Origin of the sequence: Mycobacterium sp. E3339 (genome assembly GCF_001666915.1) — a bacterium.
Taxonomy (GTDB): Bacteria; Actinomycetota; Actinomycetes; order Mycobacteriales; family Mycobacteriaceae; genus Mycobacterium.
This window is the reverse complement of the sequence record NZ_LZIZ01000124.1, coordinates 16,523-34,340: the sequence shown is the minus strand read 5'-3', so window position 1 is coordinate 34,340 and position 17,818 is coordinate 16,523. Positions and strand designations below refer to the sequence as shown.

Annotated in this window: 12 protein-coding genes; 3 read left to right on the top strand and 9 right to left on the bottom strand. The window is 60.2% G+C overall.

Going from position 1 to position 17,818, the window contains the following annotated elements; translation table 11 throughout:
- Positions 1 to 2 precede the first annotated feature (2 nt).
- Genes queD through queC form a run of 3 tightly spaced genes read right to left on the bottom strand, consistent with a single transcriptional unit; the run spans position 3 to position 1,710 of the window.
- Positions 3 to 386 (bottom strand): 6-carboxytetrahydropterin synthase QueD, encoded by a 384-nt coding sequence (gene queD, locus A5702_RS25600; RefSeq protein ID WP_082956029.1) that lies wholly within the window; start codon positions 384 to 386, stop codon positions 3 to 5.
- Positions 383 to 1,090 carry a 7-carboxy-7-deazaguanine synthase gene (gene queE / locus A5702_RS11255; RefSeq protein ID WP_231965041.1) on the bottom strand — a complete coding sequence of 236 codons (708 nt, stop codon included), beginning with the start codon at positions 1,088 to 1,090 and terminating at the stop codon, positions 383 to 385. Before queE ends, queD begins: the two co-directional genes overlap by 4 nt.
- The gene (gene queC / locus A5702_RS11250) at positions 1,021 to 1,710 is read right to left on the bottom strand and encodes a 7-cyano-7-deazaguanine synthase QueC (RefSeq protein WP_068220675.1); all 690 of its coding nucleotides are present in this window, start codon (positions 1,708 to 1,710) and stop codon (positions 1,021 to 1,023) included. The genes queE and queC overlap by 70 nt, the downstream gene beginning before the upstream one ends.
- 982 nt (positions 1,711 to 2,692) lie before the next feature.
- On the opposite strand from queC, the gene dbpB (A5702_RS25595) reads away from it, so the two are divergent.
- Genes dbpB (A5702_RS25595) through dbpB (A5702_RS11240) form a run of 3 tightly spaced genes read left to right on the top strand, consistent with a single transcriptional unit; the run spans position 2,693 to position 6,166 of the window.
- A complete protein-coding gene (gene dbpB / locus A5702_RS25595; protein ID WP_082956028.1) occupies positions 2,693 to 3,835 on the top strand; it encodes a DGQHR domain-containing protein DpdB in 1,143 nt (380 codons plus the stop codon).
- Entirely contained in the window at positions 3,832 to 5,076 is a 1,245-nt protein-coding gene (dpdA, locus tag A5702_RS11245) for a tRNA-guanine transglycosylase DpdA (protein ID WP_068220673.1), read from the top strand. The genes dbpB (A5702_RS25595) and dpdA overlap by 4 nt, the downstream gene beginning before the upstream one ends.
- Positions 5,069 to 6,166, top strand: a complete 1,098-nt coding sequence (gene dbpB, locus A5702_RS11240) for a DGQHR domain-containing protein DpdB (RefSeq protein ID WP_068220670.1) — start codon at positions 5,069 to 5,071, stop codon at positions 6,164 to 6,166. Before dpdA ends, dbpB (A5702_RS11240) begins: the two co-directional genes overlap by 8 nt.
- A gap of 11 nt (positions 6,167 to 6,177) precedes the next feature.
- Here the strand turns inward: dbpB (A5702_RS11240) and dpdD are convergent, their stop codons facing one another.
- From dpdD to dpdG, 6 genes are read right to left on the bottom strand one after another with little or no spacing between them, the layout of a single operon-like run.
- The gene (gene dpdD, locus A5702_RS26290; protein WP_156669572.1) at positions 6,178 to 8,313 is read right to left on the bottom strand and encodes a protein DpdD; all 2,136 of its coding nucleotides are present in this window, start codon (positions 8,311 to 8,313) and stop codon (positions 6,178 to 6,180) included.
- Entirely contained in the window at positions 8,310 to 8,840 is a 531-nt protein-coding gene (gene dpdK / locus A5702_RS11230; protein WP_068220664.1) for a phospholipase D-like domain-containing protein DpdK, read from the bottom strand. Before dpdK ends, dpdD begins: the two co-directional genes overlap by 4 nt.
- Positions 8,837 to 13,177: a protein DpdJ gene (gene dpdJ / locus A5702_RS11225; protein WP_082956027.1), complete on the bottom strand. Its 4,341-nt coding sequence runs from the start codon at positions 13,175 to 13,177 to the stop codon at positions 8,837 to 8,839. The genes dpdK and dpdJ overlap by 4 nt, the downstream gene beginning before the upstream one ends.
- Positions 13,174 to 13,914: a hypothetical protein gene (locus A5702_RS11220; protein WP_068220657.1), complete on the bottom strand. Its 741-nt coding sequence runs from the start codon at positions 13,912 to 13,914 to the stop codon at positions 13,174 to 13,176. The genes dpdJ and A5702_RS11220 overlap by 4 nt, the downstream gene beginning before the upstream one ends.
- Positions 13,911 to 16,931 (bottom strand): protein DpdH, encoded by a 3,021-nt coding sequence (gene dpdH / locus A5702_RS11215; RefSeq protein ID WP_156669571.1) that lies wholly within the window; start codon positions 16,929 to 16,931, stop codon positions 13,911 to 13,913. Before dpdH ends, A5702_RS11220 begins: the two co-directional genes overlap by 4 nt.
- A complete protein-coding gene (gene dpdG / locus A5702_RS11205) occupies positions 16,928 to 17,818 on the bottom strand; it encodes a protein DpdG (RefSeq protein ID WP_068220650.1) in 891 nt (296 codons plus the stop codon). The genes dpdH and dpdG overlap by 4 nt, the downstream gene beginning before the upstream one ends.

The following is a 17,818-nucleotide window of genomic DNA, read 5'->3' as shown; positions in this document are numbered from 1 at the left end:
TGTCATTGAGGCCCGCCTCCAGGACCGCGATACATGCAGCCCGAAGTGCACGTTTCCGAGACGCTCACCGCCGACATCATCGGAAGGGAAGCTGCCAGTTCACGCCAGATCCACATGACTAGGTTCTCGCTGGTTGGATTTTCCAAACCAGTGATCTCGTTGAGATAGTAGTGATCGAGTTGTGCAATGACCGGTTTGCACGCATCCTTGATGACCCCAAAGTCGACGATCCAACCCGATCGCGGGTCGATGGGACCTTCGACGTGAACGCGCGCACGGTAGGAATGCCCGTGTAAGCGTGAGCACTTGTGGTCAACTGGAACATTGGGAAGCCTGTGGGCCGCCTCAAACGTGAACTCCCAGTAGATCTCTGCCGTTTGCGTCATGGTATTCCTAGATACTTGTGAGTTTGCAAATTCAGCTGCCACCTAGGGCGCTTGAGGCAGTATTCGACCGCAGACGCGGTGTTTTCACGCAGAGCAGGCCCGTCCATTGGCGACAATCGGAATGACTGGAAGTCGAGGTTCTCGTACTGCTCGGGGCCCCCACCATCCTGAGGGAATACCAGCTTTAGTTCGTCGCCCGAGGTCTGCACGAGGGGCGCACCGACCTTCGGGCTGACGCAGATCCAGTCGATTCCGTCAGGGGCACTTCGAGTTCCGTTGGTCTCGATAGCTACATAGAACCCCCGGTCATGGAGTGCGTCTACGAGCACCTCGTCCAGTTGCAGGAGCGGTTCACCACCCGTGCAGACAACCATGCGTCGGTCCCAGGAAACCTCGGGCCATTGACCTTCGACAGCATTTGCAAGTTGAGTTGCATCTCGAAAGCGGCCCCCGCCCTGCCCGTCGGTACCGACGAAGTCCGTATCGCAGAACTTGCAGATGGCCCTGGTGCGGTCCGATTCACGGCCCGTCCACAAGTTGCAGGACGCGAACCGAAGGAACACGGCGGGCCTTCCCGTGTGATGTCCCTCGCCCTGGAGGGTGTAGAAGATCTCCTTAACGTTATAGGGCACTGTCAGGCCGCCTGGTACGTAAGAGGATCCACCTCGCCGGCTTCCGCAAAACCCTTGCGGCGCAACAGGCATGAGTCGCACCGGCCGCAGGGCTTACCTTCGACGTCTGGGTCGTAACACGATGAAGTGAGACTGTAGTCCACACCTAGACCGAGGCCTGTTCTCACGATCTCAGCCTTTGTCATCTCAATCAGCGGTGTATGAATCGTTACGGAACTTCCACTGACACCGGCCTTGGTCGCGAGGTTCGCCATCGTCTGAAAGGCCGCTATGTACTCGAGGCGACAGTCAGGGTAGCCGGAGTAATCGAGAGCGTTCACGCCTATAAATATGTCCCGAGCGCCGACAGTCTCGGCGTACGCGAGCGCGAAAGACAAGAAGATCGTGTTCCGCGCCGGCACGTATGTGGATGGAATCTCATCTGTTAGTGCATCGACCGTATCGTGCTTCGGAACCGCGACGTCGGACGTCAGAGCCGAACCCCCAAACACCCGCAGATCGATGTCTGCAACAACGTGCCGCGCGACGCCTTGTGCTTGCGCAACGCGGCGTGCAGAGGCCAGCTCAATCGCATGCCGTTGGCCGTACCTAAAGGACAGCGCGTACGGAACGTACCCACGATCCTTGGCGAGCGCTAACACTGTCGTTGAGTCGAGACCGCCACTTAGAAGGACTACCGCAGGTGTGTTCATGGTCTTCTCCTGTGGGTGGGTGCGGTTATAGTAGCTCGAAACTACACCGGATAGCCGACACAACTCGCCTGTAGTTTTTGGATCAGAGGTGGCGCCCCTTGGAGAAACTGACGATCGTGGTGAACTGCACGGATCGAAAATCGCAGGTCCCTGCTGCCCGCCTCCGACTCCGGTCGCTCCCCGCAGGAGACCCCACGTCGCGCTTCAAACTGTGGCATCGGCGCGTCGAAGGCGCTCACGCGACGGCAAGGCTGTTCGATCTCTACCAGGGTGAAGCGTGGCAACAAGTGCGCGGCCTAGTGAGCGATGTAGCAAAAGCCGGAAACGATGTCAGATTGCTTGTTGCATCGGCAGGTCTGGGCCTACGCGATGTCAATACCCGCGGACCCGCATACGCAGCAACCTTCGCCGGTGGCCATCCAGATTCGGTGGGCTCAGGGCAAGCTGAGACACGCGACTGGTGGAGACGACTCGCCATGTTCAAGGCGGCGCACAAATTGCCCGAAACTGTAGACAGACGCATATTGCTCGTGCTGTCAGAAAGCTACGCACGGGCAATGGAAGATGACCTCAGTGCTCTCGCAGCTCGCGGTGGTGACCTCCTTCTGATCGGAGGGGCGCGGAACATTCCGGGGCTACCTAGGCTGGCGGCGGATACGTCGCTCAGGCGCGAACTCGGCGGAACCAGGTCAAGCCTGAGCATCCGGATGGCCAGAGCATGGTTATCCCAACGGTCAAACACAGCCCTTCATACCGTCGACGACGAGAGAGCGTGGTCTGAGTGGAAGCGCTCCGTGTCATACATAGAACGCTACGAACGGGCCCCGATGACCGATGCACAACTCTCAAGTCTGATCCGGAAGTTGATAGGTGCAGAGCAGGGGTTGTCGGCAACCCGGGCTTTGCGGCAAGTACGTGACGCCGGCATCGCCTGTGAGCAAAAGAGGTTCGGCCAACTTTTTCGTGAAGCTGTAGGTTCGCCGTGACTGCGAACGATGAAAAATTCCTCGAGCGCCGCGCTTTGCGCATAGAGCAGAACCCGACAATCCCCCTCTATCTATTTACGTTGGCGGCCGAGGAGGTCAGCGCGGTCGCGGATGTCGCACGCATCTCCCGTGATGCGGCGGGCAAGTTGATTGGCTATCAGCGGCCAGAACGACGGAACCACGTCAAGCAGATCCTCGATTATCTGAACTCAGGTGAAGTTCTGTTTCCAAATGGGTTGATCCTTGCTCTTCCCGATACGGTTCGCTTCCGTTCCAGTCGAGGGCCTGGCACGACGGACGGTCTTGCGACAGCCGGCACGCTAGAGATCCCGATTCCCTCCGACGACACGGCACCGCGGCCAGCCTGGATTGTGGACGGTCAACAACGAAGCCTTGCACTGGCTCAGACGAAAAACGGCCGGATACCCGTACCGGTAGCGGGCTTCGTTGCTCCCACGTTGGAGCTGCAGCGAGATCAATTCCTGCGAGTCAACACCGTTGCGCCGCTTCCCGCTAACCTCGTCACCGAGTTGCTGCCCGAGGTTATTTCGGCACCCTCGCCACGATTGTCGCAGCGCAAGATGCCGTCGGCCCTGGTCGAAATGCTCAACCAGGACCCTGAGTCACCGTTCTTCGGTCTCATCAAACGTCCCTCAACCGAGGCCGATGAGCGCCGCCATGCGGTGGTAACCGACACCAGCCTGGTCGAGGCACTACGCGAGTCTCTCGAATCCCCTTCGGGTGTCCTATTTCCGTACCGGAACATGGCAACGGGATCGACCGACACGGAAGGCATCAGGCGCGTCCTGTTGACGTATTGGTGTGCCGTCAGGGACATCTTTCCTGACGCGTGGGGTGAGTCCGCGTCAAAGTCGAAACTAATGGGCGGCGTCGGGATCAGGGCGATGGGTCGACTCATGGACCGGGTCATGGTGCACATCGACGTGAATAGGCCTGGCGCCGACGAAGCTACTCGCCGAGAACTTTCACGTATCGCCAATCATTGTCGATGGACAAGCGGAACGTGGACCGAGCTCGGCTTACCCTGGAACGAATTGCAGAACGTTTCTAAGCACATATCAGCGCTGTCGAACTATCTTGCCCGAGCGTACGTAGCTGCGCGCAAGGAACAAGCATGAAGTTTTACTTTCCCGACAGTCAGGACCAAGTCAGCCCTTCCTACGACTTCATCCACGACGAGTACCACCCTCTCCGTGTCCGCCAACGCGATGACCTCTACGCGCACGAGGTCCTAGCCAAGCGCCCATATGACGGCCTTCTTGTGTCGAAGGCTGTCGTAGACGGTTCGGCTAGAGAAGTGGGCAAGTACTCGATGCCGCAGCGGCAGCGCCTGTACCGACTCGGCGTACGGGGCTTCTTCCGCCTGCCTCCAACCATCGACACGCTCGGAGACTGTGGCGCATTCACTTACGTTAATGAGGCAGAACCACCTTACTCAGTGAATGAGGTCCTAGACTTCTACGGGCAATGTGGCTTCGATGCAGGAGTAAGCATCGATCACGTGATACTTGGCTACCGTCGTCCAGGCGCCGGCGATCCCCCTCCGGAATGGGTTGATAGGCGGCGCATCTCACTTACATATGCCGAAAAATTCTTATCGGCTGTCGTAGACCAACGCGTGAGCTTCGAACCCGTCGGGGCGGCGCAAGGCTGGGACCCTGTTAGTTTTGCCGACAGCGTGCGAGAACTTCAGGGCATGGGCTATCAACGAATCGCCTTGGGTGGCATGGTTGCTTTGAAGACCCCCGACATACTCGCGTGTCTAGAAGAGATCGCAACTGTCCGCCACGCAGAGACCAAACTCCATCTGCTGGGCATCACCCGCACCGAATCTATCGCAGAATTCAGCAGATTGGGCGTGACAAGCTTTGATAGCACCTCATCGTTCAGGCAATCTTTCATGGACGATCGGGATAACTACCACACCGCCGACGATCGATACGCAGCCATCCGCGTCCCACAGGTTGACGGCAACGTTGCGCTCAAGAAAGCGATCCTCTCTGGGGCCGTCTCGCAGCGACGCGCAATCGAGGCCGAACGACTAAGTCTCCGAAGACTTCGCGCGTTCGACTCGGGAGCGTGCGGCGTCGATGACGCCTTAGCCTCCGTACTGGATTACGGACGGATTGTCGGCTTGAAAGGCGACTACGGCGATCAGTACCGTCGCATGCTCATGCGCGCTCCGTGGCGCGAGTGCCCGTGCGGCCTCTGCGCCAAGCATGGCATCGAAATCGCGATCTTCCGCGGTAGTGAGCGGAACAAGCGGCGCGGCTTCCACAATCTGTCGGTGCTGGCGGAGAAGATGAAGCAGTTGACATCGATTGAGCCCGCGCGTCGAGGAAGGATCAAAAGTGGCTGACAGGTATGAAATCCGAGTGCCGGCACTGGAGATACGACAGGGCGACCGCAGAATCTATTGTTTCGGCATCGACGGCAAGCACCTCCTTGACTTCACTGCGGTCTCGCGCGTTCGGCGATCAGACAGTGGCGGCCTCGCGGGCTACCAACGTCCAGAGGTTCTCAACCACATCCGGTCGATACGCCGCTACATCGAGTCTCCCGATGCGTTGCTGCCGAATGCAGTTGTGCTCGCTTTTGATTCGCGGGTACGATTCGAAGCCAAGCGACGACGCCATACAGTCGAATATTCGACAATGGGCGAGTTGATCATCCCGGTTGACGAAACAGTCGAGGACACCGACAAGCCAGCTCTGCTAGTCGATGGCCAACAACGGGTCGCCGCAATCCGCGACGCCGAGGTGGCTGAATTCCCCGTTGCTGCAGTAGCTTTCATTGCTTCGGATCCCGACGAGCAACGCTCGCAGTTCATCCTGGTTAACAACACCAAACCCCTGCCGAAGGGGCTGATCCACGAATTATTGCCAGAAACGAGCGGATACTTGCCGCCGAAGTACGCGCGCCGCCAGCTCCCAGCTCAACTCATGACAAGACTAAACCTTGACGACGACAGCCCATTCCGCGGTGCGATCGCGACACCAACCTCGCCCGAAGGCTATATAAAAGACAACAGCGTCCTGAAGATGATTGAGAACAGTCTGTACGACGGCGCGCTTTATCAGTATCGCAACCCTGCGGATGGCTCTGGCGACGTCGAACAGATGCTCCTGCATCTGAAGATATTCTGGAATCTCGTCGAAAGCACCTGGCCCGTCGAGTGGAAACTCATTCCCCGTAAGTCTCGGCTAACACATGGCGTAGGCATCCAAGCTCTTGGCTATGTGATGGACGCGCTAACTGAGGGTCACGATGCGGACGCGCTGCCTGACATAGAACTCGACCGAAGCCTGAGCGCACTGTGCGAGGTGACCGCGTGGACCAACGGAACGTGGGACCTTGGGCCCGATGACCAGCGGCGCTGGAATGGTCTGCAGAATACGCCCAACGACATCAAACTCCTGACCAATTGTTTTGTTCGAGCATTGCGTTAAGACCCTCCGCCTCAGTTGGAGCTTGCTTCAGCCCAATCAAGCAGGGCCCGCATAAGCGATGAAGCTCCGCGGCCATGAACCAGCACCAGTCGACTCGGGTCATTGATAGCCACCTCGATCGCTCCAGTCGCTGCGTGCTTGGCGTGACTGGTCTGTACGAGCATGACGTCGACGCTTCGCACGAGGGAAGCGAGAAGTTTACTGTTGTCCGCTTCCGATGATGCTCGAACCTTCACGTCAGGCCACCGTTGCTGGACCCAGGAGGTAACGACTTGAATCGCGCTTTCCATCAACGAATAGATGCCGACAGACCTGAATGGCCGGACAACCCGGTCAGATGCATTGTGCTCATTGGGGAGTGCGAACTCAATGTTCGCAGAGTGGAAGAGAAGGCGGAGCACGGAGGCGTCACTACTATCGATTCGATCTGTCCATGCCTGTGCTACTCCTGCTGCTTGGGCTATTACCGTCGCGCGCTGTTCGGGGTCGGGGCAGGCGTACAACAAGAGCAGGTCTACCACTTGCGTTAGCCAAGGTGCGTCCCTGGGACCGAGGAGCGAAAGCTGGCTGGCAACGGAATCGACGATCTCGCCGTATTCCAGCGATGTACAGCCAGCAGCGAGTATCGCCTCAAGCAACGTGAGTGCTGCCTGACGCTCGGTTTTTCCGGGCTCACTCGAGAGCATGATGTCGAAGACGGTCGTTGCAAGCCCGGAAGCTGACGGTGGAATCCCGCCGTCGGTGAGCCACTCAACGAACAGCGCGATGCCGTTTCGTACCCGCGGACGACGCGAGTCATGGAGCGCATCAATGAGGGTCTCCGCGAGTTCGTCTGCTGCGGCGAGGTAATCGGGTCCGCGAGGCCATCCGCCTGACCACTCAGCCAGCAGATCCGGTCGATCAGGCCAATCACCGTTAAGCCAGTCCAGCCAGTCTGTTGGTACCCGGTGTTCGGCGGTCAAGGATTGAAGGACCTCGATGAAGCTGCGTTCGACGGCGTTCGCGAGCAGGCCTGAACGGTCGGCGGCACTTAAGTTGTCGACGACGGCCAGCGCACGCGTTGCGGCAACTGGGTCTCGTAGATTGACGGCTGCCGCAAGGGCAAGGGAGGCGTCCGAGCGGGTCGGTTCCTGTGCGCTCGCGACGTTAAGCGCCGCGACATAGTCGCCCTGATGGTAAAGGTTGAGCGCAGTCGCCGGCGTCGGCGGAGGCCGCTGCGAGGCGGTAATCGCCGCCAGCGCGCCAGTGATGACAGCGTCGTTTGGATAGCGATCCGACAGTTCCCGTAAGTTCTGCTCATGGGGACGGTCATAGAGCAACTGTCCCAGCGCATAACAGTGGGCTGTCGCCGTATCAGTCACTTGATAGCTGTGGGTCACCAGATCCGGCCAGGCGATATCCAGTCGTTCGGCGGCCTCGCGCAAGCTGGCTTCCGTTGCGGACTCGAGCGCCGGCGCCACCACTAGCGCGTGGGCCGCTTCGGCGATACTTTCTGTGACCGCCCGTGGGCGTGCCAGCAGCGAGATATTCTTCAGTGCGGGATCGTCGCGCAATTCCAAAGGTGTGCCAAGTGCGCTCAGCATCTCGACCCGAAGAAACCGCAGATTTGTCGCGCTTAACAGCGCGCGTCCGCGTAGTTCGTCGAGAGCCGCTTGCGCCTCGGAGCGGTCGTTGGCCGCCAGACTCTCGTAAAATTGCCGAAGGACCCGGCCGACCGGCCGGGGTCGATCGACCGCGCGGTCGGGCTCGAGCGCCCAGACGGCAGTCAACGTATCGATGTTGCGCCGCACGGGTTCGACCCACCCTGGCGTGACATCGACGCGGATCACCGACCCCTGCGGAACAAGTTGCAGCGCAGCCTGATCCGTCGCGTCTAGGGATGTTCGCGACACATCTACCAAACCGTTGGTCAGTGGGCGGCCAAGACAGCAGCGGACTTCCTCGCGCAGGAGTCGCCCGTCGCGATGTGACCGGGCGATTCCGTACCAGCGCGTCGTGCCTGACACTTTCGCGGGAAGCAGCGTCCTCTGGTTGAGGCGGTCCAACCTGGTTCGCAATGTGTCGAGCAGACTGGCGAGTTCACCCTGAAGGCGTGCGGGGACGATCTCGTTGGGCTTGGAGAAGAACCTCTCCGTTAAAGCAGTCACGCTACGCCCCAACGATCTTCGTAAGCGTGACGCGTTCGAGCGACTGTGTCGTTGTCGTTTGTGATCACGATCGACTCTTCGAGTCGACGAATGCCGTTGTACGTCAGGTTCATGGACCCACTGACTAGCACCTCGCCGGAAAGAATGCCCTTTTCGTGCAATTCGCTGGCGTACCGGCAGGAAAGCCGTTCATGGGATTCACCATCGGCCGACGCCCGATGGTGGAGTTGGCCCACAAATGATCGGTTATGGTCATCTGGCCTGCAGGCGATAACCACTGTGCCGCCCCGCTGAAGCAGGCTTATCACGACCTCGATAAGCCTGATCGCGCGCCGCGGCAAATCAGGCAGCAGGCCGGTGAACAAACCACTGCGGTTGTCGATGACAACTACATCAGAAATCCACGGTGTCACAATCCATATCGGAGTGCTGGGGTGGAGTAACTCAGCCACAAACAGCCCCTGGAGCGCGTCGGCGAGCTCCTCGTGAGACGACAGCGCCGAGGTTCGCAAACTCCGCGACTTCACTGCTGCGCCTCGCGTATCTCAATGTGGATATCCACGCCGTTTAACGATCGCGACACCCCGACGACGCGGGGGTGAAACTCCAGGACGTCCACGCTCGTCGGTTCGATCAGCAACTGTCGTATCACCTCCGCGCCGGATGCACTGGTGGGAACACGAACGGTCGTCGCGGCAACCTTCCGCAGTCGATCGTCCACCTGTTGTCGCCAGTGGGGATCGGTGACATCTACGGCCGTTTCGGGAGGGCAGATCACATGGGCGAACAGAAGTCGATCGGTGGGTTCGTAGCCCCGAAACGGGGAGTAGGCTTGCAAGGCATAGGATCTGACACGATATCCGCGCGACCACAGCAGGCCGATGATCTGGCCGATCTCCCAACCTGGTTGGGCGGCTTGGCCGAAGGCGACTGCCTGAATTCTTCTGCGGATATCAGGATCGGATGCGGCAACGTAGGCGAATACCCGCAATTCGATATCGACACCCAGTTGCGATTCCATGTCGTCCCAGCGGCGGATCAACTCGGCCACCAGAATTTCGAGCGCCCGACTACTTCCGGGTCGAAGAAGTCGGGTCGACAGGGCAGAAACCATGGCGTGATCGCACGCAAGTCCGGCCTCGAACAGCGCGACACGGAGCCGCTGCCAGGCTTCGGTAAGACCCGCGAGATTGTCAGCGGACCGGATTTGCTCGATATGGTCGGCGATGGGCGAACTGCTCGACACTCCCAAGAATCTGCGCATGTTCTCGTCGACCCGCTCGCCATCGCACTGGCCCAAAGCCGTTTCGACGAGTGCCCAGAATCGGCGGGGGTCCTCAACGTACCCGTCCACCAAGGCTTCGATGACACCCAAACCGCCGGGTTGGTCCTCGCTGATGTCGACCTGGGCTACGTGCTGGTCAGATCCCGGGCCTACGGACAGATCGATGCGCAAATCGGTAGCGTCCACTTCGGGACACAAGCTTTGGACTGCCTCGACGATTGCTGATGCAAGGGTGGTCAAATACCTCTCGTGGATCCACGCCCGCCAGTCCTCGTCCGGATCAGCCCACAACGCCTTCGCAGCCGAGCGCAACTCTGCGAAGACACCCGGCACTGCCAGGGCCGCGGAGATATCGGCGATCAATCCCGCGTCGTCCGCGTGATCGCATTCACCGTCGGGATCACCAAGTGCCAATACTCCGAATACTTCTCGCGCCGCATCGAGCATTAATGTGCGCAGACGATCATCGCTTAGCTGGCTCAAGGTCTGCTCGAGAGAACCGGATTGACTGTGCACAATCAGTACCGACAGCAAGACTTGGTGCAACCATTCGCGGGTGAATCGTGACGGAACGAGTTCACTAAGGTGCGGGCCGTTGCGGATGAGGAATTCCATGCGTGCGACGCGCAGAGACTGCAGCAGCGACGCACTGGGCGAGACGATGTCCGCTGGTCTCACGGTAAGCGCAAGACTGTCGACGTCCATGATGAATCCGACGTTGACGGCATGACTATGGAGGGTGACCGAATGCTGGGTAATCGGCGGTCCATCGCCGGAGTTCCGTTCGACTTCGAACTCACCGGCGTAGCGCCAGACTGTTCGAGCACAGCGATGCCGGTGAGTGAATGCGCGGAAATCGGAGACGACTGATGCCCATGGGCTTCCGGCGGGCATGTCTAGTACGACGGGCTCGCCGACATGCCGGAAGGCCACATCCCAGATCCAGCGACCATAAGAGGAGTCCGGCACGGTAGGCGCCGGCATAGTGAGCTTAAGTGCCCGGGGTTGGACACATGGCACCGCCTCGTGCCCGGGCGGGGGCTCCAACTCGGCGTATTGTTCGCAGAACTCATGCAACTGGAGGCTGGGTTCCTCCGGAGACGGCGGGGAGACCCACAGTCGGTCGGCCTTGCCCCGCTGGGCGTATCGATAGCTCACACGGCCGGGTGCGAACTGACGCAGTCCTTGAGAAACTGGTTCCATCTCCGGTTCGTGACGCTGCGCTGGCCTCATGATTTCGATCTCGGGCGTCTGGAGCGGCGAAAACAAAGCGGCTGGAAGAAAATCCGCGAGTGGCCGCGGCCAGTCGCGATCGCTCAGTTCGAGATCGGATGCCGCCACCTCCAGGGCGCGAATGAGCGTGGGCAGCACAGATGGGATGAGTCCCCGGGGACTGTCCCATAGCACAGCTCGCAGGTCCTCGTCGGATAAGCAAAGGGCCCGTTGCAGTTGCTCTCCCATGCGCTCAACCGCATTGACGTTGAGCTGTTCACGAACGTGCTTGACGAGCCGCCTGGCGTGCTCCCGTTGCGTATCTCGAGACTGCCCCCAGGGTTTTTGGATCACGTCGGCCAGTGAGGTGCCGGGCCCTGATCGGGAAAGGCGGTCCAGCAGCCACCAGGTTGCCTGCATTTTCAGAACGCTTCTGTTGCGCAGTGGCAGCGCGACGCGTGGCACGCAAGGATCGAAAAGTGCTTCGTAGGATTGAAATGCCAGACGGTCGCGGCCGAAGTCCGACATCACGACGACCGTCCACGGCCGCATGGTGGGGTTTCGGCCGGCGCGTCCTCGACGCTGGATGAACGACGCCGGATCACGAGGTGCCTTGTGCTGGATAACCGCGCCGACCGCGGGATCGTCGAAGCCGACTTCCAGGGATGCGGTCGCTACGACCACATCGGCACTCGCGTCAACCCCGGTATCGCGAGATGTCGTCCGTGCGACGCGGACCGGTCGATCCAGCGTTCCGAGGTCCTCTGCAATGCGCCACACTTGACCGGCCTCATCGCGCACCCGCACGTCCGATCCCGTTGAGACACGAAGGGTCGCAAGGCTGCCATTCGGCTTGCGGTTGACACCGCCAGGCCGCCACCCTTCGGCGTCCAGAAGTTGGGCATGAAGCCTATTGGTGACATCGAGGTCGTCGACGAAGACGAACAGCTTCGATCCGAAAGCACCTTCGCTCGGCCCGTCAGTCGTAGGATCCAGCACCCTTCGCAACAGCATCGATACCTGAATAGTGGTCGATAACAACGACGTCTGCGATGCCGGGTCACCACGCAGAGCCAAGAAATACTCTCGGCCGATGTCAGTCAGCTCAGACGGTTCCGGTTGCACGACGGTAAGCCGCGAGGTCGACAGGCCGGTCAGATCTGCAAAGAAACCGGTCGGATCCGCCAACGTTGCGGACAAGCCCACGATGTGCGGTGGGATAGCCATTTCGGATCGCCACCTGCGCAACAGGTTCGCCACCTGCGCGCCGTGTGTCCCTTCATAGGTATGGATTTCATCGAGCAGCACGAACTCCGGTGATCGAGAGTCGTCGCCGATCAGCAGTCGCCGGAATTGCCTCGAGCCCAGTTCTCTGTTCACCATTTCGGTGCTCGTGAACAGGACGGCTGGCGGGGACGCCTTGAGGCGATCACGGGTGAATGTCAACATCTCCGGCCCGACGACCGATGCACATCTTTCACAGACGAGCCGTTCAGCTGTTCCGGACGAATCAGGCCAGATTAGTCGGCCTCCGCACCCCTCTTCGAGGCAGTTGACGATGGGGCATGCCAGCCCACCCGGTTCAGACTTCCACGTCGAGTATGGTGACCGTTCGGCACTGGCACGGTTTGTGGGCACGTCGCCATAGAGCACGCCAATGTTCGGAGCTGAATTCCCGAGGGCGCGGCACGTGGATAGCAGGTTGCGCAGTTGGTCTCGCAACAATTCGTTGCGCGGATAGATAGCGACGATCCGGGGTACGCCTTCGGGGCGGGGATCGGCCACTAACTGGGTCAGGGCGGGTAGGTAGAAGGCCAACGTCTTACCCGATCCCGTCCCGGCAGTGATGACAGTCCCGCGTGACCCCAACCGAGGCTGTAACAGCTGGGTCAGCGCGCGCTGCTGAAACGCTGAAACATCGCGTCCGGCGAGAAGCGACGTCGTGATCACACGGTGGCGATCCGACCAGACAGCACCACTGGAACGCAACGTCGAATCCAGTTGATCTACCGCGATATCGCGTCGAGGAACCGTTCGAGCGCGACTGAGGAATCTGAAGTCTGATACGAGATTCGGTGCTGACGCCCAGGGTCGGCCGTGGAACCACTGCCGTAGTCGCGCAGCCAGGCGAACAGTCTCGGCCATCCGGCTTCGGAAACGTTGCTCGGTGACACCCGTCGCGAATACAAGGCGTCGGTCGAGCAAAGTGTCAATCACGGTGTCGACGTCTTCGCCGGGTGCGAGCTGCTCGATTAACCGCTCGAGTTCAGGTTCGCTCAGCGAACCGTCGCTGACGCCCCAACTCAGTAGCGGCAATTCCCGACGCTCGATGCCGTTCAGCACATCGCGCAAAGTGGAATCTTTCATCGGCGCCGTACCACGAGGTCACCGTCGACACCTGCTGCGCGCAGCGCCTCAAGGAGACCCGCCGTGAGGAAGGCGAGGGGTAGCCCATCGTCGGACGCCGCCAACGTTAGGGCCTCCTGTACTTCTGGCGTGAGTGACGTATGTTCGGTCTCGAGGGCATGCAGTGCGCGAGCCAGATCGTCGCCCAACGACTTGATCTGCTCGAGCCACGATACGTTGGCGTCACCGTCGCACAGTTCGGCAATTATTTTGTCTTCGTCGGCAATTGGATCTTGGCGCTGAAGCATGACCAACTTTCTGGCTGTTCGCTCGGCGGCGAAGCGCTGCCTGGAGTCGCCGACAAGCCGGCCGGGCTGGGTCTGCTCGACTAGCGTTTGATATCCCTCGAAGAGGGTGCGCCATCGTGCACTGGCCCATCGGGCGGCGCGGGTGCGCTGGTCCCCGGCAACGTCGATCAGTTTGGTCGCCGGTTGCTGTTGGAATGCCTTTGGGCCGTAACGTGATAGACCTGCTCGGAACGCGTTCAGCGCTGCGGCGCTGGCCTTGGCATCGATAGTCGGAACTTCTGTCAGCGACAAACGCGACTGCAGTCGGGAGACGCCCGTCAGATAACCGGTTGCGGTGTCGAGCGCCTCAACCAAGTGGTCGGCCTTGGTTACGAGTTCGATGCCGGAATCGGCTGATTGTGCGGCTTCAAGTTTCAGCTGGAGGTCAACAGCCCCGTCGTACAAGCTCATCGGATCAACCGCTTAATGGCGTCGTCGAATCGGTTGGTTGCCTCAAGGACGCGCGTGGCGGCCTTCTCCAGGTCCGTAGCGCCCCCTGATTCAGTTTGGCGGGACACGAGGTCGCGCTCGACACTGTCAATCGCCTTGGCTGCTCTCGTAGCGAAGTCGTGAACTACCACAACAAGATCGGGGGTGTCGCTGGCAACTAGCGTGAGCTTTTCCGGCAGCGTCATACTCTTGGTCACTGCCTCGGCAGCGCTGTTGAATGCGCGAAGCGCCCGCGATGGCTCGTAGCTGGCCAGTTTGGTCAGTTCGTCGATTGCGCCGCTGTCCATTAGCCGACCCGCCTGGAGGGATGTTCGCAGCGTGGCTAACACTCTGGCGGTTTGGTCCTCCCACGCCCGGTCGCGGTCAATCAGTGGCTGAATCGCGGCGACACGCCTCACCAAGTTTGCCCATTCCTCATCGACAGCGGGCCCGATAGCCCGGAAAAACGCAGCATTTGCCGAATCGTCCGTATTCAACTCCCAACTCGCGGTGAAGTCCTTCACCAAGGGTAGAAGACGGTCAGCTTGCACCATCCGGACTCCACCGGTGCCGCGCGCTTCGCCGAATTCAGCCTCGATGAGCTTTTGAAGTCTGGGTTTCAACTCCGCTGCCCTCGCGACTAGGGCTGTCCACTTGGCGGATCTACCCGCCCTGGCGGGGAGTGCTCGGGGCCGCGCGAAAATGGCCGACATGCAATCTGTCAGGGACAAATCGCGGTTCAGGTCGTCTAGGACCGCTGAAGCGACGATCGCCCCTTCCACCGCTGCCTTCGTCGATTTGCTGACGGACTGGCTGAGCTTGGAGACGACTGCCATCGTCCACGCCTCGACCGCCGAGGCGAGCATCCGACGGTAGACCGCGGCTTGTGGCCAGTCCTGAGCCTCGAATTCGCTGGCGAGAATTAGCGCTTGGAGTGCTGCGGCGTTGACCTGGTTGCGTTCGATGACGACGAAAGCAGTCTCCGCTGATTGCTGCTGGGACACGCTGCCGTTCAGGACGACATCGATGTCGCGAAATCGCGACTCGTCGAAGCCTGGGCCGAGATTGACTGGCAGGGGGCCGAATTCGAGGTTGTTTCTCACAACTTTATGAACCAGTTTCCGGAGGTAATTGGTCGCCGTCGCCGACAGTTCACGTTGGCTGTTCGCCCAAGCGGTGAGTTCGATGAACGGCTTGCGTCGCTCAGACTTGAGTTGATCCTCGATGCCGCCGCGTGGTGGCGGGCGGCGCCGCGTGTCCTCCTGGCGGCGTCGATGATCGCCGCCAGAGTCGTGCAAGGAACGTAAGGACCGTAGGTCCTCCGCGAAGTCATTGACGCCGAAGGCTTCCAAAATGGCCGCGCTGACGTCGGCCGGGGAGTCCGGGCTGGCCCAATATCGGAGGATGTTACTAACCCGGTCGTAATCGAAGGGCCGGAGACCTCTGACTCGGGCCGCGATGAGAGGCGCCAACGGCTCGCTGTTTTGGTCAAAGACCGCCAGTGTCGAGGCCGAAGGAAAATCGTTGCTGCGTAGATCGAGTGAGCCTTGGATCAAGAACCGGTTGATGACTTCGCGAACGACGTCGCGCGGATCAAACCGCTCAGTTGACAAGGCACGCACGAATCTTCCAACTGCGGGCGCATCGAGCGGATACAAGCCGTATCCCTCGCGGCTCGTGCCGAACGCGTCGTGGCAGCGCTCCTGGTGTAGACAGTCGTGGCATGCATTGCGAAGCCATAGATTATCGTCGTCGCGGTTTCGGCTTGTCCATGCCGCATCGATCTCACCGGGGTCCAGTCGGGTGGCGTTGAAGTAACGCGCAACGAAGGACAGTGCCTCGTCTTCATCGACCCCCTCCTCGCCGTACGGGGCATCGAACCAGTAGGCGTCATCGCAGCGGGTCCGCACAGTGTCGAGGTCATCGAAGTGACCTTCGGTGACGGCGAATATCATCCGTAGGCCACACATGTCGCCATCGACGGAATGGACGGGTTCGACGATAGCGTCGAGGAATTCGCGTTCCACCCCATGCAGGACCGTGAGATCCTCCACAAACAGCGCCAATTGCTTTTCGTCGCTGCGCAACGCACGGCGGACTTCACGGAAAACCTCGACCAAGTCGACCTGGTTGGACACGGCCACATGTTTCTCAGCCGCGGGCAGAACTTCGTTGATCATCGCGACGGCTGCATTCTTGTAGTCGGGCAGTGTCGCGAATTTCCCCAGCAAATCCCTCGCGCCTTTGCTGGCGTTACCGATCTCTTCGAAAGTCAGGGGGAAATCTGATTCCAAGAAGTTGGTGGCGTCATCATCGAGACCATCGCCTTCCTGGCGGCCTCGAAGTGCGAGTCCGACGAGTCGCGGGATGACTGCGCCATCGGCTGTCAGTTTACGACGAACGACGGGATCGCGCAGGAGGTCTGGCAGCTCACGGGACAGTCGCTTTCGCAATTGTGCGTTCCGTTGATTTTGTGACGACTCCGGTTCGTAAAGACCGACCTGACTTACCAACAACGCCAACTCATCGAGCAGTCGCTCAGCTAAGATCTCGTCGGATTCCGTGTGAGATGGCGCAGCCTCAAGCGCTTCGCGGGCTTCTTCAATTCTCGGACCGGTCAGGCCTCGGATCACAATCTCAATGGCGCGTCGTAAGCCGGTACGGTTCTTCGGAAGATACCGGACTTCCCAATCCGGTTCGTTCTGCGTTTGAGCTTTTACCCATCGGACCAGGTGGGACTTTCCCGTGCCCGAACCTCCAACGATCGGGATGAATAGATAGCCATCGGGTCGCAGTCGGCCTTTGAACGCCTTGAGCACATCGGCTTCGGTCACCCATGTGCCGCCCGAACGCTGGTCGAGTCTTCTGCGTCGCAAGCGAAGTGGGTGATGAATTGCTTGGAACCGTCCATCGGTGAGAAGACTGGCTGCGTCGCGCGGGGTCATCGCCAGCACGGCATCCTCACGCCAGCACACGTAATTCTGGAATGTGGTGGTCATCTGCTTGTGCCGATCCTTACGTGGGAGAAAGTCGATCCATCGGCCTTCGCGATACGGGCCGCGTCGGCGCGGTCGTCGAGGAAAATCGATTGCTCGCTAGTGAGCCTTTCGAGGGCGTCACTCAACGGCGCGCTGAGTCCGCGACTCTGATTAGGGGGGCGTTGCCAGTTCTCGGCAACGAATTCCCGGTAGCGCCCCCCGTCGAGGACAGGGACGTGTTCTGCGACGTGCTTGACAAACTCTTGCGCCGTAAGCTCATTTGCCCCGCCGAAAACCGTTGGTAGGGCGTCGCGCACCGCTGCGGTTGGATCGGGGACCAGATGCCCCTGCGGGTTAGCCCAGGCAAAGCCCAGTGTGCACGCCCATCGGCGAAAGGCATTCCATCGGGTGCTGTTGCCGATCGGCCAGTTCGACGACTCGCCCTCCTGTTGGCGCGGGCCGAAGTCAGCCAACTGAAGCGTCTCGGCCGCGCGGGGGCCTCCTTCCTGTCGGACCGGCGCTTCTCCAGCGGCGAAGGTCAAAAACCAACTCAGCGCGCTCGTTAAGTCTCGCGCACCTACCTGGCTTGGCCATGGGGCATTGTTGACGGGGTCGTCGAGGACGCGTCTGCGGAGCAAGCTGATCAGCCTGCCGGCGTCGTCCTCCACGGCCTTGAGCACACCGTCCGCCAGTCTGACTTTGTCGCCAGTGCGCACAAACAAACTCAGTTCTGTCCCAGCGCGCAGGTTCACCGTCACGTCATTCTGCGGATCTCCCGGCAGGCTAGCAGGCGCGAGTGTCGCAACGAGTCGTTCGACGGTGTCCTGCTGTCCCCGCTGGGAAGCCAGGTATCGGGTGATCAGGACAATGCCACTGGGACGGATTTCCGGCGGGTTCAACAACGCCAC

Bases quoted from the DNA above. Each gene is read 5' to 3' on its own strand.
- dpdJ (WP_082956027.1), bottom strand. From the start codon at position 13,177: ATGAAAGATTCCACTTTGCGCGATGTGCTGAACGGCATCGAGCGTCGG.
- queD (WP_082956029.1), bottom strand. From the start codon at position 386: ATGACGCAAACGGCAGAGATCTACTGGGAGTTCACGTTTGAGGCGGCC.
- queE (WP_231965041.1), bottom strand. From the start codon at position 1,090: ATGCCTGTTGCGCCGCAAGGGTTTTGCGGAAGCCGGCGAGGTGGATCC.
- dpdH (WP_156669571.1), bottom strand. From the start codon at position 16,931: ATGACCACCACATTCCAGAATTACGTGTGCTGGCGTGAGGATGCCGTG.
- queC (WP_068220675.1), bottom strand. From the start codon at position 1,710: ATGAACACACCTGCGGTAGTCCTTCTAAGTGGCGGTCTCGACTCAACG.
- dpdA (WP_068220673.1), top strand. From the start codon at position 3,832: ATGAAGTTTTACTTTCCCGACAGTCAGGACCAAGTCAGCCCTTCCTAC.
- A5702_RS11220 (WP_068220657.1), bottom strand. From the start codon at position 13,914: ATGAGCTTGTACGACGGGGCTGTTGACCTCCAGCTGAAACTTGAAGCC.